This window comes from Streptococcus timonensis (assembly GCF_900095845.1).
In the GTDB taxonomy this organism is placed as follows: Bacteria; Bacillota; Bacilli; order Lactobacillales; family Streptococcaceae; genus Streptococcus; species Streptococcus timonensis.
On the sequence record NZ_FMIX01000004.1, the window covers coordinates 958,610 to 979,403 of the forward strand.

Sequence of the window (20,794 nt, forward strand, 5' to 3'; positions counted from 1 at the left end):
AGCGAATCTGTCAGACCCAGTTTGTTGTCAAGCGTCATTGGCTGTCTCCTTTCATTCAGATTTTCTAAATCCTGTACCAACAGGCTTAAAACTTATTGACCGATAAAATCCATCTGCTTCAGATATTAATTCAATCCGTGTCAAAGGATATTTTTTGTGGATCTCCTCAATCAGCTGCTGTCCCAGTCTTTTTCTACGGTGGGATTTATCAATAATTATTTCAGCTAAAAAGGTTGTCATCACTTCATCTGTCAAGTAGCGGGCAAAACCAAGGATTTTCTGGTTCTCTTCAACTACCAAGTAATGGGACAGGTTTGTTGAAAATAATGATCTCACTTTTTCCTCTGTAAAAGAAATCCATTTTTCATTTTGATAAAGGGTATAAATAGCTTGACAATCTTTTATGCTTGCAGGTCTGATTATCATTCTCTACTCCTTTCAAATCCGATGCGACCACTAACAATTTTTCAACTCAAATTTAGTTATATTCTAGTTGCTCTCCGTCGCTTCTTCCCTCATCTTCTTAGGTGGCTTGCGTTTTTTATAGTGGCTGCGGATGGTGTTGAGGTGGTCGCGAAGATTGACCATGTGAGTTCTTTCGGGATAAGCATAAGCACCGATGACAGTATAGTCCACAAGGAAATCATAGATTTCCTACAGCTTGAGGCGGACGGTCTTATTCTGGCTGGGAGCCTTGCCCTTGAGCTCAGTCAGTCGCATAGATGACTTGCTTACGACAAATTCCTTTGACCACGTAGGCTGACACCCACCAAAATTCATTACAAGATTTTTCAAAATCCGTCTTACTAGCTGGGCTTATCCAGAAACGCTGAGGACTGGGAGAATAAGACTCAAACAAATCCTTCTCATCTACTAAAACTGTGAATCCTGCCTCACTATCCACCCACTCGTTGATGTGATCTTTAGGACAGAGGGTTAAATCAATGCGATTCCCATCTTCAAAAAGTATGAGATAAAGACGGCGATGTCCTAGAGTAACCTCTTGCTCGATGATACGTTTGCCAAACTGGTCCAACCAAGAAATGTCTCTCGTTAGATTGTCTATGTCATCTACTACATAGACAAGATCATAGTCTTGAAATTCATCTGTTTGAATCTTTTGGTTTGTACGTGAACCAGATAGTGCCACAGCATTGACCTGTAACTTTTTAGCTGTTTCTATAATCAGTCCAAGTATTTCCTGGTCAGTTCTCATGTGGTTCTTCCTCAGTGGTCTCTATGTTCTGAATAACAGCATCTTCATTTCTTTGCTGAAGAAGCTTCTGAATTCTTTTTCTCTCTAACTCTCCGACTATAAATTGGATAATAGAACTGATTCCAAAAAGTGGTAGCAGCAACATAATTCCCATTTCTTCCGTCAGCATTAAAAAGAGGAAATTAATAACTGAAAATATTTCTAAAAACCAGGCATTTAGCCTAAGAAGTTTTGAGTAACTACTAGGATAATGTTTGAGATGTTTATTGCTCTTATAAATAGCTGTGAATCCAAAAGCAAGGCTCACTGGTGTGAAAATATAAAAGTCAAAAACATAGAAGAGTAAACCTGCGTAAGGATTAGACCTAAAAGGATTATCAAATAAAAAGACACCTGTGGTTACTATAGCTAATAGTAAGAATTCAAGAAAGCGAATTTTCTCAGGTTTTCCTGGTTTAGCAATCATATACGTAACTGCGCCTAGTACCAGGACTATCACAAGAAAAGGAGTATCAAACAATAAACTTATCATGATGTACACCTCTTTTAAAGAGCTAAGATTAAGAAATATAGACGATTTTTCAGATCAATCCTTGAGACTGACGCCATTTATCATAATTTTCGATATCAATGCTGACCATATTCATACAAAGTCCTAGAACCGCCATATCATCCAAATAGCCTGCTAACGGAATAAAATCTGGAATAATGTCAATTGGGGAAAGGAAATAAATAAGTGCGCTTAAAACGGCTAAAATAGTTCCATAAGGAACCGTTGTGTATTTCCCTTGAACATAATTTTTCACTAAAGAAATCATGACTGGGATCATTGTAAATTTCTTACCAACCAATGGCATCTCTTTAATTTTTTCTTCCAAACGGTACAAAAAATCATCTAATCCATCTTTATCGTTTAATAGGGCCTCAGATTGCTCATAGCCACTTTCAAGAGCTTCTTTCACTTGCTCTTCACTTAGATTTTCAGACATATCTTGTCCTCCATTTGTATTTATATCCTAATTTTAAAACACAGTCGCTTCTTCCAGCGTAAACTTGACATTGTCTTCAATCCACTTACGACGTGGTTCGACCTTGTCACCCATGAGGACATTGACACGACGTTCTGCTCGTGCTAGGTCTTCAATCGTAACACGGATGAGGGTACGAGTTTCTGGGTTCATGGTTGTTTCCCAAAGTTGATCGGCATTCATCTCACCAAGCCCCTTGTAGCGTTGGAGGGTGGCTCCTTTACCAAACTGCTTACGGAGTTCTTCCAGTTCTCCGTCTGTCCAAGCATATGCCACTTCTTCTTTCTTTCCTTTACCTTTGGACATCTTGTAAAGAGGCGGAAGGGCGATATAGACATGTCCTGCCTCAACTAGTGGACGCATGTAGCGATAAAAGAAGGTCAAGAGAAGGGTTTGAATGTGGGCACCATCCGTGTCCGCATCGGTCATGATAATGATCTTGTCATAGTTGACATCTTCAAGAGAGAAATCTGCCCCAACACCAGCACCGATGGTATAAATCATGGTGTTGATTTCTTCGTTTCTGAGGATATCTGCCATCTTGGCCTTGACTGTATTGATGACCTTACCACGAAGAGGCAAAATAGCCTGAAACTTGCGGTCACGACCTTGTTTGGCAGATCCACCGGCAGAGTCCCCCTCGACCAGATAGAGTTCGTTCTTAGCTGGATTTTTAGACTGGGCTGGGGTTAATTTACCAGAAAGTAAGCCCTTGTCTTTTTTATTCTTTTTACCATTTCGGCTCTCATCACGTGCCTTACGAGCCGCTTCACGGGCATCACGAGCCTTGATAGCTTTACGAATCAGATTTGAAGCTAATTCCCCATTTTCCATAAGGAAGAAAGTCAGTTTTTCAGCAACAATACTATCAACGATTGGACGAGCTAGTGGACTTCCTAGTTTATCCTTAGTCTGTCCTTCAAACTGAAGATGTTCTTCGGGAACCAAGATAGAAAGAACGGCCGCCAATCCTTCACGGTAATCTGAACCTTCAAGATTTTTATCTTTTTCTTTTAGAAGCCCCGTCTTACGTGCATAGTCATTCATAACCTTGGTAATGGCTGACTTAAGTCCTGTCTCATGCGTCCCACCGTCTTTGGTACGGACGTTATTGACAAAGGATAAGATGTTATCTGAAAATCCATCATTGTACTGGAGGGCTACTTCTACTTGGAAACTATTATCTTCCCCTTCAAAGTATAGAACTGGTGTCAAGGTTTCCTTGTCTTCGTTGAGGTAGGAAACAAAGTCCTGTACCCCGTTCTCATAATGAAATTCGATTGCTTCATCTGTTCGCTTGTCCGTTAATGACAAGGTTACATTCTTCAAGAGAAAAGCTGACTCATTGAGACGCTCTGAAATAGTATTGTACTTAAAATCTGTCGTAGAAAAGATACTAGCATCCGGCATGAAGGTAACTTTAGTACCAGTTTTAGATTTTGGGGCCGTTCCAACTTTTTTAAGAGTTGTAACTGGCTTGCCTCCATTCTCAAAACGCTGTCTATAAACTGTTCCATCACGAGTAATTTCTACTTCTAGCCAACTAGATAGGGCATTGACTACAGAAGATCCAACCCCGTGGAGACCTCCTGATGTCTTATAACCACCCTGACCGAACTTTCCTCCGGCGTGAAGGATAGTAAAGATAACCTCAACTGTTGGAATGCCCATAGCGTGCATACCTGTCGGCATCCCACGTCCGTGGTCTTGAACGGTTAAACTTCCGTCTTTATTGATTGTCACATCGATACGGTCACCAAATCCAGACAAGGCCTCATCGACCGCATTATCGACGATTTCCCAGACTAGGTGATGGAGACCAGCACCGTCTGTCGATCCGATATACATCCCTGGACGTTTTCGGACCGCATCCAACCCTTCTAGCACTTGAATGGCATCATCATTATAATTGTTAATATTGATTTCCTTTTTTGACACAAGGAACCTCCTATTTGTTCATCTTTACTATTTTACAGGTTTTCTATGGATTTTGCAAAATTTTTCTAGTTGTAGTTCCCTATTGTCAAATCTTTCTATAACAAGATTTCAGATGTCACAGCTAGTAAACAGATTCAGTTTCGTTTCTCTCCTATTTCATGGTATAATAGAAACATGATGACAATAGTATTATTAATTATTGCCTATTTACTAGGCTCCATCCCTTCTGGGCTTTGGATTGGGCAAGCTTTCTTTAACATTAATATCCGTGAACATGGTTCTGGAAATACAGGTACAACCAATACCTTTCGTATTTTAGGCAAAAAAGCCGGAATAGCAACCTTTATGATTGATTTCTTCAAAGGTAGTATTGCTACTCTGCTTCCTATTCTTTTTCAGATTCAAGGAGTTTCACCATTACTATTTGGTCTGGTAGCTGTAATTGGGCATACCTTTCCGATTTTTGCAGGGTTCAAAGGTGGCAAGGCTGTAGCAACCAGTGCTGGTGTAGTTTTTGGGTTCGCTCCTCTCTTTTGCTTATATTTAGCAGTCATTTTCATTGTAACCCTCTATCTTGGAAGTATGATTTCCCTCTCTAGTGTTACGGCTGCTCTTGCTGCAGTATTTGGAGCTCTAGTTTTTCCACTATTCGGTTTTATTCTAAATAGTTATGACTTCATCTTCACTGTTATTATCATAGCACTCGCGGGAATTGTAATCATACGTCATAAGGATAATATCCATCGTATTAAAAATAAAACTGAGAACCTAGTTCCTTGGGGTCTAAATCTGACTCATCAAAATCCTAAAAAATAGAAAAACGTCAGTTTCAACTGACGTTTTTTTTTTATACTATTTAGATTTGATATAGTTGATACCATCTGCCTTCGGTGCAACTGCTTTACCAAAGAAGGCTGCTAGGACGACAATGGTCAAGAGATATGGTGCGATTTGCAAGTAAACGGCTGGTACTCCTTGCAAGAAAGGAAGCTGTGAACCGATAACTGCTAAACTTTGAGATAGTCCAAAGAAAAGACTTGAAAGCATTGCTCCTACTGGGTTCCATTTACCAAAGATCATAGCCGCAAGAGCGATAAATCCTGGACCGATGATTGTTGTCACTGAGAAGTTAACTGAGATTGATTGAGCATAAAGGGCTCCACCAATTCCTCCAAGGAAACCTGAAATCACAACACCTAGGTATCTCATCTTGTAAACATTGATCCCCAAGGTATCTGCCGCTTGTGGATGCTCACCAACAGAACGAAGGCGAAGACCAAAGCGTGTTTTGAAAAGGATAAACCACGCTAAGAATGAGAAGGCAATCGCAAGGTAACCAAGTAAACTTGTTGACTTGAAGAAGATATCTCCAATGATTGGGATATTTGCTAAAATTGGAAAATCAAAACGTCCAAAGGTTTGAACCAGGTTATCCGTTTGTCCCTTGTTATAAAGTACTTTTACTAAGAATACAGCCAAAGCAGGAGCCATCAAGTTTAGCACTGTACCACTGACAACGTGGTCAGCACGAAAATGTACTGTCGCTACTGCGTGGATTAGCGAGAAGATTGCTCCAACTATACCACCCACCAAAAGAGCCAACCAAGGAGTTAATGCTCCCAAATCCTGAGCAAATTCAAGGTTAAAAACTACTCCAGAAAAGGCACCCATGACCATGATTCCTTCTAGTCCGACGTTAACTACCCCACCACGTTCGGAGAAAACTCCTCCGATACTTGTGAAAATGAGGGGAGCTGAATAAATCAACATAGACGAAACCATTAGGGTTAACATTGTTGTAATTGACATCCTTACTTACCTCCTTTTGCTTGTTTCTTTGGTTTGACAAAGCGCTCGATGATATAGTGAACGCTGACAAAGAAGATAATTGAGGCTGTTACGATACTCACAAGTTCAGAAGGTACTTGAGCCGCATTCATACCAGGAGCACCGACTTGAAGCACAGCAAACAAGAAGGCTGCAAAAAGGATACCAATTGGTGAGTTTGAAGCAAGCAAGCTAACCGCCATACCGTTAAATCCGACTGCTAACGATGAACCTTGAACGTAAACATTTTGGAAAGTACCAAGGCCTTCTACTGCTCCACCAAGACCAGCTAAAGCTCCAGAGATAATCATCGATAGGATAATAGTACGTTTTGCAGAAATACCTGCATATTCAGAAGCATTTGGGTTTAATCCAACTGCACGAATTTCAAAACCAAGAGTTGTTTTCTTGAGCAAGAACCAGATAAGTCCGACAGCTATGATGGCAAAGAAAATACCAATGTTCATACGAGAATTACCAGTCAGTTCAGCCAACCAAGGTGTCTGGTAGGTAGCGTTAGCTCCGACTCGGATGGATGAATCTGTACTCTGCATAATTTCCTTAGGGAATGAATGAATGAAGGCATTCCCCACGTAGAGAACGATATAGTTCATCATGATAGTTACGATAACTTCAGATGTTCCTAGATAAGCTCTTAAAACTCCTGGGATAGCTCCGACAATCCCACCAGCAACTAAGGCGATAAGAATTGTACAAATAATCATCAAGGGACGTGGCATGTCTGGATTTGAAAGAGCAAACCAAGCGCTCAAAATCCAACCGGCAAGGGCTTGTCCAGGAAGACCAACGTTAAAGAAACCAGCGCGACTTGCTACCGCAAATCCAAGACCAATCAAGATTAAAGGACCCATGGCACGGAAGATTTCACCAATTCCTCGTAGGCTACCAAAGGCTGTGTAAAACAATTCTTCATAACCCCAGATGGCATCATAGCCAAAAACCCACATGACAATGGCTCCAAGTAAGATTCCTAGAAAAACAGAAATCAAGGGAACCGAAATTTGTTGTAATTTTTTAGACATTACTCTTCTCCTCTCCCAAGTTTCCACCAGCCATCAAGACACCAAGTTCTTGCTTGTTGGTTGTTTCTGGTGTTACAATTCCTTGAATCTTACCATCGTGGATAACAGCGATACGGTCTGAGACATTTAAAATCTCATCTAGTTCAAAGCTGACAACAAGGACAGCTTTCCCGTTATCACGTGCTTCAATCAAGCGTTTGTGAATGTACTCAATAGCACCGACGTCTAAACCACGAGTTGGTTGGCTGACGATAAGTAGGTCTGGGTCGCGATTAATTTCGCGAGCAATAATTGCTTTTTGCTGATTACCCCCTGAGAGTGCTGAGGCAGGAACAATTTCACTAGCCGCGCGAACATCAAATTCTTGCATAAGGTTTTTAGCATGAGAAATAATATTCGTGTAATTGAGAATTCCGTTCTTGCTAAGTGGTTCCTTATAATAAGTCTGAAGAGCAATGTTTTCTGAAATCATCATGTCCAAAACCAAACCATCGCGATGACGGTCTTCTGGAACATGACCCACACTCATCTCTGTAATCTGACGTGGATGGAGCCCTATAATAGAACGTCCCTTCAACTCGATACTACCAGACTCAATTTTACGAAGTCCAGTAATTGCTTGAATCAATTCTGACTGACCATTCCCATCAATTCCGGCAATACCGACAATCTCACCAGCTCGAACATCGAGAGAAAGATTTTTTACTGCAGGTACTCCGCGGTTTTCATTAACTACCAAGTCTTTGATAGATAGGACAACTTCTTTAGGTTGGGCAGCTTGTTTCTCTGTTTTAAAGGAAACAGAACGTCCCACCATCATCTCAGCCAAGTCAGCATTAGTCGCTCCTACAATTTCGACAGTTTCAATGGATTTACCACGACGAATGACTGTAACACGGTCAGAAACTGCACGAATTTCATCCAATTTGTGGGTGATTAGGATAATTGACTTCCCTTCCTTTACAAGGTTCTTCATAATTGCCATTAACTCATCAATTTCAGACGGTGTTAAAACGGCAGTCGGCTCGTCAAAGATGAGGATATCAGCACCACGATAGAGTGTCTTCAAAATCTCGACACGTTGCTGAGCTCCGACAGAGATATCGGCTACCTTAGCTGAAGGATCAACTGCCAAGCCATAGCGCTCTGATAAGTCCATGATTTCTTTAGTTGCTCGCGCAATATCCAGAACGCCATTTTTGGTTAATTCACTTCCTAAAATGATGTTTTCAGCCACAGTAAAAGCATCTACCAACATAAAGTGTTGGTGGACCATCCCAATTCCCAGACTAGCAGCTTTAGATGGAGAGTCCAGTTTTACAATTTGACCATTGACCACAATCTCACCACTAGTTGGTTCAAGAAGACCTGCTAGCATGTTCATCAGAGTGGATTTACCAGCTCCGTTTTCTCCTAAAAGTGCATGAATTTCACCCTTACGTAGTTGAAGGTTAATCTTGTCGTTAGCGACAAATTCACCAAAAACCTTGGTAATCTCACGCATCTCAATGACATTTTCGTGTGCCATGTGCTCTTCCTTTCAGAGTTTTTTGTTTCAAGAAAACTTGCTAAATAACTTAACAAGCTCTATTGAGACAAAATGCCTCAATTCTTAAAGAAGCGGCCAATGGCCGCTTCCTAAGAAATGACTTCCTTTAATTATTTTTCAGGAACTTTAATGCTGCCATCAAGAATTTTAGCTTTCGCATCCTCAACAGCTTTTTTACCTTCTTCAGAAAGTCCAGTTACTGCCAAGTCAACACCTTTATCCTTCAATGAGTAAACGATGACTTGTCCGCCAGGGAATTCACCTTTTTCAGCTTTGTTAGCAAGGTCTTTTACAGCTGTACCAACTTGTTTCAAACTTGAAGCAAGGACAAAGTTTGCTTCTTTACCATCTTTAGAAGTGTATTTACCTTCTTCTGCTTGGTCACGGTCAACACCGATAACCCAAACTTTTTCGTCTTCATTTTTACTTTCGTTGATAGATTTAGCTTCTGAGAAGACACCTGCACCAGTACCACCAGCTACTTGGTAAACAACGTCTGCACCAGCTGCATATTGAGCAGCTGCGATAGTTTTACCTTTAGCAGCGTCCGCAAATGATCCTGCGTAGTCTACTTTTACTTTGATAGATGAGTCAACAGATGCTACACCTGCTTTGAAACCAGCTTCAAAACGAGTGATAACTTCAGATTCCATACCACCTACAAATCCAACTTGTTTTGTTTTTGTAGTTTTAGCTGCTGCAACACCAGCAAGGTATGCTGCTTCGTTATCAGCAAAAGTAGCACTTACAACATTTTTTTGATCTTTAATCACATCGTCAATCAGAACATAGTTTAAATCTGTATGTTCTTTGGCAGCATCAGCAACTGCATTTTTAAGTGCAAAACCAATACCAAAGATCAAGTTGTAATTTCCAGCTGCTTGGTTCAAGTTGTTAGCATAGTCAGCTTCACTTGTTGATTGGAAGTATGTGTAGCCCTTGTCTTTTGATAGACCGTGCTCAGAACCCCAAGCTTGAAGACCTTCCCAAGCTGATTGGTTAAATGATTTATCATCAACACCACCAGTATCAGTAACGATAGCTGCTTTTGTCTTCACATCAGAAGTCGAAGCTGAGTCAGCGTTACGAGAAGAGCGATTACCACATGCAGCAAGTCCTAATGCTGCTACTGCAACTAGACCAAGGCCTAGCCATTGTTTCTTGTTCATTCCTGAACCTCCTAAATTAGATGCGCAACGATGTTGCAAGTTAAAATTTTTGGCCACAAGGACCCTTGTCACTCAGGGAGTGACGCAGACTATTTCAAGTCTGTAAATGAGTATGGAAGTAATTCCCCGACCGTCATCACGACCGTCGATTTATCTTTAGCAACTAAAGTCACTTTTAGATCTTGTTCAAAAAATTCGACCATAACTTGGCGACAAGCTCCACATGGAGAAATAGGTTTCTCAGTTTGACCATAAACAATCAATTCTGAAAATTCTCGTTTTCCCTCAGATACAGCTTTAAATATCGCTGTCCTCTCACCACAGTTGGTCAAGGGGTAGCTAGCATTTTCAATATTGCATCCTGTATAAACACTTCCATCCTTAGCAACCAATACAGCACCAATCGGAAAATGTGAATAAGGAACATAGGCGTTTTTACTAGTTTCAATTGCTAATTCAATCAACTCAGTAGTCGCCATCTGCTAACTCTCCTTTTAAAATTGCTACACCAGCAGATGTTCCGATACGAGTAGCTCCAGCTTCTACAAAAGCTACAGCATCTGCATAAGAACGAGCTCCACCAGCTGCTTTAACTCCCATGTCAGGTCCAACTGTCTGGCGCATTAATTGAACGTCTGGTAGGGTCGCACCACCTGTCGAGAATCCTGTAGAAGTCTTGACAAAGTCTGCTCCAGCTTTCTGAGCCAACTGGCAAGCCAACACTTTTTCATCATTCGTAAGTAAGCAAGCTTCGATGATAACTTTAACGAGTTTGTCACCGCTAGCCTCAACAACTGCTCGAATATCTGATTCGACCAAGTCAGCATTCCCAGATTTAAGCGCTCCAACATTGATAACCATATCAATCTCATCAGCTCCATTCTGGATGGCTTCTTTAGTTTCAAGAGCCTTGACTGCAGATGTTGTAGCTCCAAGAGGAAAACCTACAACTGTACAGACTTTAACGTCTGTGCCTTGAAGACCAGAATGTGCGTAAGAAACCCAGCAAGGATTCACACAAACACTGGCGAAATCATACTCTCTTGCTTCAGATAACAAAGAATCAATTTGTTCTACTGTCGCATCTTGCTTCAAAAGTGTATGATCAATATATTTATTTAATTTCATATCATTTTTTCCTTAAATTAGGAGATAATTTCAATGATTTCACGTAATGTTAACGCTTCTTCACTTACCTTAATTTTAACATATTTTTGGAAATCTGTAACTAGTTCTGGAGAAATTTTGCCATTTGCATATACTTTTGCGACAATTTCACCTTTTTTGACCGAATCTCCAACTTTCTTCTCAAAAACAATCCCTGTCTCATAATCAAGAGCATCTGTTTTGACTGAACGACCAGCACCTAACCTCATGGCAAATAGGCCAAATTCCATAGCTGGTAGTTCTGTGATGATTCCTTCCTCATGTGCAGGTATCTCTATAACATGAGCAACATTTACAGGGCGATATAGATCCTCTAAATCTCCACCCTGAGCAAGAACCATCTCTTCAAATTTTTTAAGAGCCTTACCATTCTCAAGATGTTCTTTCACTTCCTCGGCCGTTTTTTCAACATTTGCCAAAGATAGCATAATCTGGGCTAACTCACAGATAAAGTGGCTAATATCTTGATGTCCTTTTCCTTGAAGAATATCCAATGCTTCTAGGATTTCTAATCGGTTACCGATTGCGCGCCCTAGAGGTTGACTCATATCCGTAATGACTGCTACAGTTTTTCTACCTACAGCCTTACCAAGATTCACCATGGTTTGAGCTAATTCACGCGCCTCGTCAACTGTCTTCATAAAGGCACCTTCACCGACAGTAACATCCAGCAAAATAGCATCAGCTCCAGCGGCAATCTTTTTACTCATGACAGAACTAGCAATCAGTGGAATAGTATCAACTGTCGCAGTCACATCACGTAGTGCATAGAGCAACTTATCCGCTTTGACTAGTTGGTCAGATTGACCAATAACTGAAACCCCGATATCCTGAACCTGTTTGATAAAATCATCCTGACTTCGCTCTACTTGAAATCCTTTAATGGACTCTAATTTATCAATTGTTCCACCTGTGTGTCCCAAACCTCGACCACTCATCTTAGCCACTGGGACATCAAAACTAGCTACCAAGGGTGCTAGGATTAAAGTTACCTTATCACCAACACCACCCGTAGAGTGTTTATCAACCTTGACACCATTTATAGCAGACAAGTCAAACTCCTGACCTGTCTTGACCATGTTCATAGTCAAATCGGAAATCTCTCGTGTGGTCATTCCTCGGAAGTAAACTGCCATGGCAAAAGCTGACATCTGGTAATCAGGAACAGTTCCTGCAACATAACCTTCAATCAGCCATTGGATTTCACTTGAGGTCAGTTCTTGACCGTCTCTTTTTTTTTGGATTAGATCTACTGCTCTCATTCTTTCACACTTCTAAGGATATAATATCCCTTGTCTTTCTTAACGACCTCACAATTACCAAAAACATCTTCCATCTTGTTTTTGGAACTTGGGGCTCCTTGCTTTTTCTGGATAACAATGGTCAAATCACCACCGTCTACAAGATAATCAATGCTTTTTTCAATGATTTCATGAACGACTTTCTTGCCTGCACGAATGGGCGGATTCGAAATGACATGATCGAATTGACCTTCTACCTGCTCATAAATATTGGACTGGAAGATTGTCGCTTGAACATTGTTTTTTACAGCATTTTGCTGGGCTAAATCCAGGGCACGATTATTGATATCCACCATGGTCGCTTGGGCACCATAAGCTTTAACCAAAGACAAGCCTATTGGACCGTAGCCACAACCAACATCAAGGATTTTTTCACCTTTTTCGACATCTAGACATCTTAACAACAGCTGACTTCCGAAATCAATCATTTTTTTGCTAAAGACACCAGCATCTGTCAAAAAGGTCATCTTTTGCCCAAGTAGGTCAACTCTAAGTTCATGAACATCATGGGCTGCATCTGGGTTTTCTGCATAATACATTTTACTCATAGGATTATTTTACCATAAAATTTAGATATTTTAAATCGTTTACACGGTCTATACCAACTAAGGACCTAAGAAGAGATAACCTAGGAACATACTAATAAAAAATGAAAATAGACAAACTAGACCAATCAAAATCAGCCACCATTTCTTTAACAAAAATGCTAAGAAAATATAGAGAATGCCTAAAGTTGGTAATAGCTTAAAAAATACAAAATAGAGCCAGTTGGTATTAAATCTTCCAATAGAAATATCAAAGTTCCATAAAATTGCTGATATCCATAAAAGGATGACTAATAAAATAGAGACGGCCAATTTTTTATCAGTTAAAAATTTTGCCATAACCCCACACTCCTTTATTGGTATTTCTTAGCTTTATTTTAACAAAGAAAGCGCTCTGATTCAAATCTTTTATTCCCCCTTTAAATTAGAAATATGTTATACTAGGGGGGTTAATGAGGATAAATTATGACTAACGAATTTTTACATTTTGAAAAAATTAGCCGCAAAACCTGGCAATCTTTACATCGTAAAACAACTCCACCTTTGACTGAAGACGAATTGGATTCTATCAAAAGTTTTAACGACCAAATCAGCTTGGACGACGTAACAGACATTTATTTACCACTTGCGCATCTGATTCAAATCTACAAACGTTCCAAAGAAGACCTGGCATTTTCTAAAAGCATTTTCCTTCAGAGAGAAAGTAAAACCCAGCCCTTTATCATTGGTGTATCAGGGAGTGTGGCTGTTGGAAAATCTACTACAAGCCGTCTTTTACAAATATTGCTTTCACGTATCGTTCCAGGAGCTACAGTTGAGTTAGTTACAACTGATGGTTTCCTATTCCCTAATGATACCTTAATCAAACGAGAAATTCTGACTAGGAAAGGTTTCCCAGAAAGTTATGACATGGAGGCTCTCATCAATTTCCTAGATCATCTTAAGAATGGTCAAGATGTTGATATCCCAGTCTACTCTCATGAAATCTATGATATCGTACCAGATCAAAAACAACGGGTAGAGGCCGCTGATTTCGTAATTGTTGAGGGAATCAATGTTTTCCAAAATCCCCAAAATGCTCGCCTCTATATAACTGATTTCTTTGATTTTTCAATCTATGTAGACGCAGCTGTAGAGGATATCGAGAGTTGGTACTTAGATAGATTCCTAAAACTATTAAGTATGGCTCAAGATGATCCAGATAGTTACTATTATAGTTACGCTCAACTACCTTTAGGTGAGGTAAAGGATTTAGCTCATCAAGTTTGGACTAGTATTAATCTGACTAACCTCCAAAACTATATAGAACCGACACGAAATCGGGCTGAAGTTATTCTTCATAAATCAAAAAATCATGAAATTGATGAAATTTATTTAAAAAAATGATTTCCCCTTGTCAAAATAACAGTTTTCAGATATAATGGTATAGTTAGTAAATATGGAGGTAAGAACATTGGCAAACATTAAATCAGCTATCAAACGTGCTGAATTGAACGTTAAACAAAACGAAAAAAACTCAGCTCAAAAATCAGCTATGCGTACTGCTATCAAAGCTTTTGAAGCAAACCCATCTGAAGAACTTTACCGTGCTGCAAGCTCAGCTATCGATAAAGCAGAAACTAAAGGTTTGATCCACAAAAACAAAGCTAGCCGTGATAAAGCACGTCTTGCTACTAAACTTGGTTAATCAATAACTGAAAACAAAATGAGCTCTACGGAGCTTTTTTTGTACCAAATTTTAGAGGGAGCATCATGAAAATTTCCATAATTGGATACTCTGGGTCAGGAAAATCAACTCTAGCAGATAAACTTGCCAATTGCTATTCTATACCCAAACTCCATATAGATACTCTCCAATTTCAGCCAGGTTGGCAAGAGAGTAATCGAGATTGGATGTTAAAAGAAATGCAGACTTTTTTAGCAGAAAACGAGAACTGGGTCATTGATGGCAACTATTCTTGGTGCTGCTATGAGGAAAGATTGCAAAAAGCTGATCAAATCATCTTTCTTAATTTTTCATCTTGGTCTTGTCTTTTTAGAGCTTTTAAACGCTATCTCAAATATAGAGGAAGAGTCAGAGAAAGCATGGCAGCTGGATGTCCTGAGCAATTTAACTGGGAATTTATCCGCTGGATTCTATGGGTTGGTCGTAGCTCTGTACATAAAGAACAGTACAAACAAATTTGTCTTGATTATGCACAAAAAATTACGATTATTCATAATCAAAGAGAACTAGATCAATTCTTAAATCAAAAATGAGGACTCAAAAATTGAGCCCTCATTTTATATATTTTCCTTCATTTGATAAGACAAAACTGAAATAAATAAGCTACTCCTTCTTTTAGCTATATGTTATTGTCTCAATTTAGAAAAGACTTCTCCAATTTTTCCTTCAATGACTAAATCAGCTTTACTGTCTTGAGGAGTGCTTGATTTGTTTATAACAACAAGTTTTGAACCTGAGAAGTAATTAATCAAACTAGCTGCAGGATAAACAACCAAAGAAGTCCCACCTATAATCAATAAATCAGCTTTCTGGATAACTTGAGCCGCTTGGCTAAAAACATCCATATCGAGTGGCTCCTCATAAAGAATTACATCGGGTTTAACTACCTGACCACAATCTTGGCAGTACGGAACAGGACCTTCGAGAGCCAAAAAGCTTACTAAATCATAAAAACGATGACAGCCCTGACAGTAATTACGGTCCACGCTTCCATGCAGTTTCAAAACCTTCTTCGAACCTGCCATCTCGTGAAGACTATCAATATTTTGAGTTACAACAGCCTTAAGCTTACCAGCCTTTTCTAACGAAGCCAGATAATAATGGGCTGCATTGGGCTTGGCTTTTGGATATACTAGATGTTTTTTGTAAAAATCGAAAAAGTCCTCTGGATAACGCACAAACATAGTATGAGAAACTAATTGTTCCGCAGAAAAATGTCTACCTAACTTAAGACTATATAGACCATCTGAACTTCGAAAATCTGGAATATTTGACTCAGTAGAAACTCCTGCACCACCGAAAAAGACAATTCTTTGACTTTGATCTATCAGTTCCTGTAATTGTTCCATTTTATCCATCTTACTCCTCCTTAATTTTTTAGTTCTAAAAAAGTTGAAAACCTTTGGCTACTATCAACTGGGCTTTCAACTTTTATTGGATGATTATGGGATATCACGCTCACAACTATTAGAAATCGCAAGCAAAAAGACTAGCTTCAAATCTAAGAGCCTTAGTCAGCAATCAATGTTTCCAAACCAACCTTCATCATATCAGTGAAGGTATTTTGACGTTCTTCTGCTGTAGTGTCCTCTTCTGGATTAACCAAGCTATCAGAAATCGTCATAATAGCTAAAGCATCGACGTGGTGTTGAGCAGCAAGATAGTAAAGAGCTGCTGCTTCCATTTCGACAGCCTTCACACCCCACTTTCCAAGCTCGATATTCTTTTCACCATAGTTTGAATAGAAAACGTCTGATGACAAGACATTTCCGACGTGAGTAGTCATACCAAGGTCTTTGGCAATATGATAAGCCTTATCTAACAAGTCAAAGCTAGCAATTTGTGGAAAATCGTATTGAGGCCAATCGTTGCGGATGATATTTGAATTAGTTGCAGCAGCTTGTGCCAAGACCAATTCACGGACATGAACGTCCTCATTTAAAGAACCAGCAGTTCCAACACGGATCAATTTCTTCACTCCGTAGTCGACAATCAACTCGCGCGCATAAATAGAGATTGAGGGCATTCCCATCCCAGTTCCCATAACTGATACACGGTGACCCTTATAAGTACCTGTGTAACCAAACATGTTACGGACTTCGTTGAAACAAACAGGGTCTTCTAAAAAGTTCTCAGCGATAAATTTCGCACGAAGAGGATCCCCAGGAAGAAGAATTTTATCAGCAATTTCACCCTGCTTAGCAGCAATATGGATAGACATAGTTTATGATACAAAGAGCGATCAGAAAGCGACTGAAAATTAGGAATCTGACGAGAAATCCTGATTTCTCAGTCAGATTATCTATTTTCCGAGCTTTCCGCTCGTGTTCAAATCTGAACACATGCTCTACCTTTCTTTATTAAATGATATTGATTATAAATTTAAAATTTATTTTGGATTAGAAAAACTAGAGTATTCTTATTAATTTTCTATTATCCTTGTCTTTGGTCGTAAGTATTTCTCCCAAGGGATTCGGTCCAGCATTTTAGCAAAACCAAATGCCAAGTAAGCAGTCACCATAAGAAAAGGTATAGCCACAAATGACAGACCAGTGAACCCCATTACCAATCCAGTTGCAGACAGGGGTGCCTTCAAGGTCACTGCTAAAAAGCAAACCGAACCTAATAGTAAGACTGCTGGCTGGTTGCCACTACCTAAAATAATGGTCAAGAGTGCAGCTCCTGCCATCCCCAAGGCAAAAGATGGGGTCAAGGTACCGCCATAGGCACCTGCCCAAAGGGTAACTAAAACGACCAAGGCTTTCAAGACAAATAAGAGGATTACCATCTTGGCATTACTGCCGTTTAAAATTTCCTGAGCCATCATACGCCCATTACCAAGTAAATGAGGCAAATAGCTAGCCAATCCAACAAGGAAAAGGAATGTTACAGGCAGAGTATAGAGTATCCGCTTGTCCTTTATTCTCTTTGAAGAAACTTGTTTGTTGAAGCGACTAAAAAGCCAAGCGAGTGGAGTCAGGAAAAGAACTAATAGTGGAACAAGCCACATATCACCTAGTGGCCAAGTCATGACTGGAATCTGGTAGAGAGCATGATCTGAAACAACAAAGCCTGCTATAAAGGCTGATACATATGTGGTCAGACCGACCAAGAAAAAACGTTTGACAGATAAAGCAATTCCCAAGGTTTCAAAAACGAAAAACACACTCGTTAACGGTACCTGATAGACAGCCGCTAAACCCGCACCAGCTCCACAGGCAATGAGAAAGATTTGGTCCTTCACGGAGAGAGAGAAAATATTGGCAATAGGTCTTGCAAATAAAGCTCCAATCTCCCGTGGCGCAGCTTCCTTACCGATAGGCGCTCCTCCTCCAACTGCAACAATCTGCCAAATTGAATGAACTAGTTGTTTTAAAAAATGAAGTTTGTATTGTGATGTTTCATCTTTCATCTGCGCTTTGATGGAAAAAATCTTTGCTTTTCTTTGCAAGAAATACCAGACCAAGGCAGAACTGACACCCACGATGATTAAACTGAAGCCTATTCGTGATGAGGCAACACCATCTATCAAGAATCCAGTGGTATGCTCTGTCTGACCAAAAGCAATCCCTTCAACCAGCTCTAAAAGATAATGGAGCAAAATTCCGAATATACCTGAAACTAGCCCTAGCATGATGACCGCTAGAACTAATTTGAGGTTATATGGGATTTTTTGAAGACTACTCCTCAACTCTTGTAACATGATTATAATTCAGCAAGAATAGCTTTTAGCAAGCCTTTGAAGTCGCCTTTGACACGCTCGGTCACTTCTACAACTTCTTCGTGGTTAAGTTCTTCTTGGAATCCTGCAGCATGGTTAGTGATACATGAAATTCCTAGAACTTTCAAGCCTGAGTGAGCGGCCACAATAACTTCAGGAACAGTGGACATACCAACTGCGTCTGCTCCCAATGTCTTATAGGCACGGATTTCAGCTGGAGTTTCATAAGTTGGACCTGTCACACCGATATAGACACCTTCATCAAGCTTGATACCGAGTTTTTTAGCCACTTCATGGGCAGTAGCACGATATTCTGGAGTGTAAGCTTTCGACATATCAGGGAAACGTGGACCAAAGTCATCCAAGTTTTCACCCATCAATGGGTTTTGACCAGTCATGTTGATGTGGTCAGTAATAGCCATCAAGGTACCAGGACCGAAGCCGATACCACCAGCAGCATTGGTTACAAGCACTCCTTCACATCCCAAGACTTTCATAACACGGACAGGGAAAGTCACAACTTCAAGAGGATTTCCTTCGTAGAAGTGGAAACGACCTTGAAGAGCCAAGACTTTACGTCCAGCAAGATCACCATAAACCAATTTACCAGCATGTCCAACAACAGTAGAACGTCCCCAGTTTGGAATGTCAGAGTAGTCTACTACGACTGCATTTTCGATTTCTTCAGCCAATTCTCCAAGACCTGAACCAAGGATCAAACCGAACTCAGGAGCTTCCATTCCTTTGCCCTTCAAAAATGCTGCTGTTTCATTGATTTTATTTAATAATGTCATTAGGTAACTCCTTCTTTATGTTTTAAAAATTGACCAATTTTGTCAAAGGTATTAGCGTTACGAATGGTAATATTGCGATAGAAAGGCATCTTAAGCAAGTGCTTATGATAAGCTGTTTTAGAGTAGCTAGCTTCTGACAATTTACCCCAGAAGATCCCTAATTTCCCAAAATGAAGCACTTCATCAACCAGTTCCAAACTGTTCACTTTCTCGATGACTTGATCCACATCCAAGCCCTCGGTGTAAAAGAGCACATCCTTTCGGGCCATCTCATGGTTCCACCAATCAGGAAGATTTCTAAGCTCCTTTTCATAGTCTTCGTGAGACAACAAGGAAAAACTCTGGATAAATGGATAACATCTTTCAAAGAAAGCCTGTAATTTCTCTATTAATTTAGTTCTAGGCACAATGCTATTAAAGAAAATATTGCCACTGTTGATGTAGGTTTCAACCTTTTCCAGTCTCAACTCTGTCAGTTCTTGACGAAGTTGCGCCATGACAACTTTATTTTTCCCACCGACATTAATGCCCCGAACAAGTAAAGCATATTGCGTCATCTTATACCAATTTATCTAAGAAACTTTCACCAATCATGGCAGTTTCAACGCCAAAGTTATCCGCAATTGTTGCTGAGATGTCGGCGAAGTGTCCAACTGGAATTAATCCATTGCCTTTAAAGGATGGACTGTATGCCAAGAGTGGAATATATTCACGAGTATGGTCTGTACCAGCATAGGTTGGGTCATTTCCGTGGTCAGCGGTAATCAAAAGAAGATCGTCTTCTCTCATTGCTGCCATGATTTCTGGCAAGCGCTCATCAAACTCATGCAAACAATCACGGTAGCCGTGCGCATTGCGACGGTGTCCGTAAAGAGCATCAAAGTCTACCAAGTTGGTAAATGAGAAGCCTTCTTGGAACTCAGGAAGTCCCATGGTCTTAATCAAGGTATCTATACCGTGGCTATTTGATTTGTTATGGCCCATATCGTGGTTGATACCAGCACCGTTGAAGATATCGTTAATCTTACCAACTGCATATGTATCAATACCTGCTTCATTCAATTTGTCCAAAACAGTTGGAGCAAATGGAGATACAGCCAAGTCACGACGGTTAGCCGTACGTGTGAAGTTTCCAGGCTCACCAACATAAGGACGAGCAATAATACGTCCTAGAAGAGCTGGGCGCTCAAGGGTAATTGAACGAGCGTATTCACAGATACGGTAGAGTTCATCCAAAGGAATAATCTCTTCGTGAGCTGCGATTTGAAGAACTGGGTCAGCTGATGTATAGATAATCAACTCGCCAGTTTCCATTTGGCGTGGTCCAAAGTCATCGATGACAGCTGTTCCTGAATATGGTTTGTTGGCTTCACGAATAACCTTACGTCCTGAAAATCCTTCGATTTTAGTAAGGATTTCCTCTGGGAATCCATTCCAGAAAGTATCGAAAGGTTCAGTGATATTAAGTCCCATGATTTCCCAGTGACCAGTCATGGTATCTTTACCTAGAGATACCTCTTCAAGCTTAGTCGCATAACCTGTTGGATTGCTCTCAACTGGAACTGTCTTCAATGGTGTTTCGCGAGGAATGTTCCCAAGACCAAGTTTTGCCATATTTGGAACATTCAAACCTACTGATTTTGAAATGTGTCCAAGCGTGTCTGATGCACCATCAGGAACACCAGCGTTGACAAAGTTATGAGCATCTGGTGCTGCACCGATTCCTACAGAATCTAATACTACCAAGTGAATACGATTAAATTTTGGCAT

22 protein-coding genes and 3 pseudogenes are annotated in these 20,794 nt (G+C 40.2%); 4 read left to right on the top strand and 21 right to left on the bottom strand.

Features of this window, described 5'->3' with window-relative positions; all coding sequences use genetic code 11:
- Positions 1-51: 51 nt before the first annotated feature.
- The 6 genes and pseudogenes from BQ2679_RS08420 to parE all read right to left on the bottom strand — a co-directional run bounded on the left by BQ2679_RS08420 (position 52) and on the right by parE (position 4,182).
- Entirely contained in the window at positions 52-426 is a 375-nt protein-coding gene (locus tag BQ2679_RS08420; protein ID WP_075567756.1) for a GNAT family N-acetyltransferase, read from the bottom strand.
- A 63-nt stretch (positions 427-489) separates the two neighbouring features.
- Positions 490-717: pseudogene (locus BQ2679_RS11115) on the bottom strand (hypothetical protein); the annotation flags it as partial.
- Positions 710-1,216: pseudogene (locus BQ2679_RS08430) on the bottom strand (aminoglycoside 6-adenylyltransferase); the annotation flags it as partial. The pseudogenes BQ2679_RS11115 and BQ2679_RS08430, both read right to left, overlap by 8 nt.
- Positions 1,206-1,748, bottom strand: coding sequence for a hypothetical protein (locus BQ2679_RS08435; protein ID WP_075567757.1), 543 nt, complete (start codon positions 1,746-1,748; stop codon positions 1,206-1,208). The pseudogene BQ2679_RS08430 and the gene BQ2679_RS08435, both read right to left, overlap by 11 nt.
- A gap of 118 nt (positions 1,749-1,866) precedes the next feature.
- Positions 1,867-1,965: pseudogene (locus BQ2679_RS11265) on the bottom strand (YkvA family protein); the annotation flags it as partial.
- A gap of 273 nt (positions 1,966-2,238) precedes the next feature.
- On the bottom strand, positions 2,239-4,182 hold the full coding sequence (parE, locus tag BQ2679_RS08445) for a DNA topoisomerase IV subunit B (protein WP_075567759.1): 1,944 nt from the start codon (positions 4,180-4,182) through the stop codon (positions 2,239-2,241).
- Positions 4,183-4,356: 174 nt separating this feature from the next.
- On the opposite strand from parE, the gene plsY reads away from it, so the two are divergent.
- The gene (plsY, locus tag BQ2679_RS08450) at positions 4,357-4,998 is read left to right on the top strand and encodes a glycerol-3-phosphate 1-O-acyltransferase PlsY (protein WP_075567760.1); all 642 of its coding nucleotides are present in this window, start codon (positions 4,357-4,359) and stop codon (positions 4,996-4,998) included.
- A gap of 36 nt (positions 4,999-5,034) precedes the next feature.
- Here plsY and BQ2679_RS08455 read toward each other — a convergent pair whose 3' ends face one another.
- The 9 genes from BQ2679_RS08455 to BQ2679_RS08495 form a co-directional block, all read right to left on the bottom strand.
- Entirely contained in the window at positions 5,035-5,991 is a 957-nt protein-coding gene (locus BQ2679_RS08455; RefSeq protein WP_075567761.1) for an ABC transporter permease, read from the bottom strand.
- Between the two features lie 2 nt (positions 5,992-5,993).
- Positions 5,994-7,052 carry an ABC transporter permease gene (locus tag BQ2679_RS08460; RefSeq protein ID WP_075567762.1) on the bottom strand — a complete coding sequence of 353 codons (1,059 nt, stop codon included), beginning with the start codon at positions 7,050-7,052 and terminating at the stop codon, positions 5,994-5,996.
- Entirely contained in the window at positions 7,045-8,580 is a 1,536-nt protein-coding gene (locus BQ2679_RS08465; RefSeq protein ID WP_075567763.1) for an ABC transporter ATP-binding protein, read from the bottom strand. Before BQ2679_RS08465 ends, BQ2679_RS08460 begins: the two co-directional genes overlap by 8 nt.
- Positions 8,581-8,711: 131 nt before the next feature.
- Positions 8,712-9,770, bottom strand: a complete 1,059-nt coding sequence (locus BQ2679_RS08470) for a BMP family lipoprotein (RefSeq protein ID WP_075567764.1) — start codon at positions 9,768-9,770, stop codon at positions 8,712-8,714.
- Positions 9,771-9,859: 89 nt separating this feature from the next.
- The gene (locus BQ2679_RS08475; RefSeq protein WP_075567765.1) at positions 9,860-10,249 is read right to left on the bottom strand and encodes a cytidine deaminase; all 390 of its coding nucleotides are present in this window, start codon (positions 10,247-10,249) and stop codon (positions 9,860-9,862) included.
- Entirely contained in the window at positions 10,236-10,898 is a 663-nt protein-coding gene (gene deoC / locus BQ2679_RS08480; protein ID WP_075567766.1) for a deoxyribose-phosphate aldolase, read from the bottom strand. Before deoC ends, BQ2679_RS08475 begins: the two co-directional genes overlap by 14 nt.
- A 17-nt stretch (positions 10,899-10,915) precedes the next feature.
- A complete protein-coding gene (locus tag BQ2679_RS08485; RefSeq protein WP_075567767.1) occupies positions 10,916-12,199 on the bottom strand; it encodes a pyrimidine-nucleoside phosphorylase in 1,284 nt (427 codons plus the stop codon).
- Positions 12,196-12,786, bottom strand: a complete 591-nt coding sequence (locus BQ2679_RS08490) for a class I SAM-dependent methyltransferase (protein WP_142324064.1) — start codon at positions 12,784-12,786, stop codon at positions 12,196-12,198. Before BQ2679_RS08490 ends, BQ2679_RS08485 begins: the two co-directional genes overlap by 4 nt.
- Positions 12,787-12,843: 57 nt before the next feature.
- Positions 12,844-13,122: a 1,4-dihydroxy-2-naphthoate prenyltransferase gene (locus BQ2679_RS08495; protein ID WP_075567769.1), complete on the bottom strand. Its 279-nt coding sequence runs from the start codon at positions 13,120-13,122 to the stop codon at positions 12,844-12,846.
- 126 nt (positions 13,123-13,248) lie between these two features.
- Here BQ2679_RS08495 and coaA point away from each other — a divergent pair, with 126 nt between their 5' ends.
- The 3 genes from coaA (at position 13,249) to BQ2679_RS08510 (ending at position 15,042) form a co-directional block, all read left to right on the top strand.
- Positions 13,249-14,169, top strand: coding sequence for a type I pantothenate kinase (coaA, locus tag BQ2679_RS08500; protein WP_075567770.1), 921 nt, complete (start codon positions 13,249-13,251; stop codon positions 14,167-14,169).
- A 52-nt stretch (positions 14,170-14,221) separates the two neighbouring features.
- Complete coding sequence (rpsT, locus tag BQ2679_RS08505) at positions 14,222-14,470, top strand: 30S ribosomal protein S20 (protein ID WP_075567771.1); 249 nt, start codon at positions 14,222-14,224, stop codon at positions 14,468-14,470.
- A 65-nt stretch (positions 14,471-14,535) separates the two neighbouring features.
- A complete protein-coding gene (locus BQ2679_RS08510) occupies positions 14,536-15,042 on the top strand; it encodes a DNA topology modulation protein (RefSeq protein WP_075567772.1) in 507 nt (168 codons plus the stop codon).
- A 93-nt stretch (positions 15,043-15,135) separates the two neighbouring features.
- Here BQ2679_RS08510 and BQ2679_RS08515 read toward each other — a convergent pair whose 3' ends face one another.
- The 6 genes from BQ2679_RS08515 to BQ2679_RS08540 form a co-directional block, all read right to left on the bottom strand.
- Positions 15,136-15,867, bottom strand: coding sequence for an NAD-dependent protein deacylase (locus BQ2679_RS08515; RefSeq protein WP_075567773.1), 732 nt, complete (start codon positions 15,865-15,867; stop codon positions 15,136-15,138).
- A 152-nt stretch (positions 15,868-16,019) separates the two neighbouring features.
- On the bottom strand, positions 16,020-16,730 hold the full coding sequence (gene deoD / locus BQ2679_RS08520) for a purine-nucleoside phosphorylase (protein ID WP_075567774.1): 711 nt from the start codon (positions 16,728-16,730) through the stop codon (positions 16,020-16,022).
- 201 nt (positions 16,731-16,931) lie between these two features.
- Positions 16,932-18,212: a chloride channel protein gene (locus BQ2679_RS08525; protein WP_075567775.1), complete on the bottom strand. Its 1,281-nt coding sequence runs from the start codon at positions 18,210-18,212 to the stop codon at positions 16,932-16,934.
- Between the two features lie 2 nt (positions 18,213-18,214).
- Positions 18,215-19,024: a purine-nucleoside phosphorylase gene (locus BQ2679_RS08530; RefSeq protein WP_075567776.1), complete on the bottom strand. Its 810-nt coding sequence runs from the start codon at positions 19,022-19,024 to the stop codon at positions 18,215-18,217.
- The gene (locus tag BQ2679_RS08535) at positions 19,024-19,581 is read right to left on the bottom strand and encodes a DUF1697 domain-containing protein (protein ID WP_075567777.1); all 558 of its coding nucleotides are present in this window, start codon (positions 19,579-19,581) and stop codon (positions 19,024-19,026) included. Before BQ2679_RS08535 ends, BQ2679_RS08530 begins: the two co-directional genes overlap by 1 nt.
- A gap of 1 nt (position 19,582) precedes the next feature.
- Complete coding sequence (locus BQ2679_RS08540; RefSeq protein WP_075567778.1) at positions 19,583-20,794, bottom strand: phosphopentomutase; 1,212 nt, start codon at positions 20,792-20,794, stop codon at positions 19,583-19,585.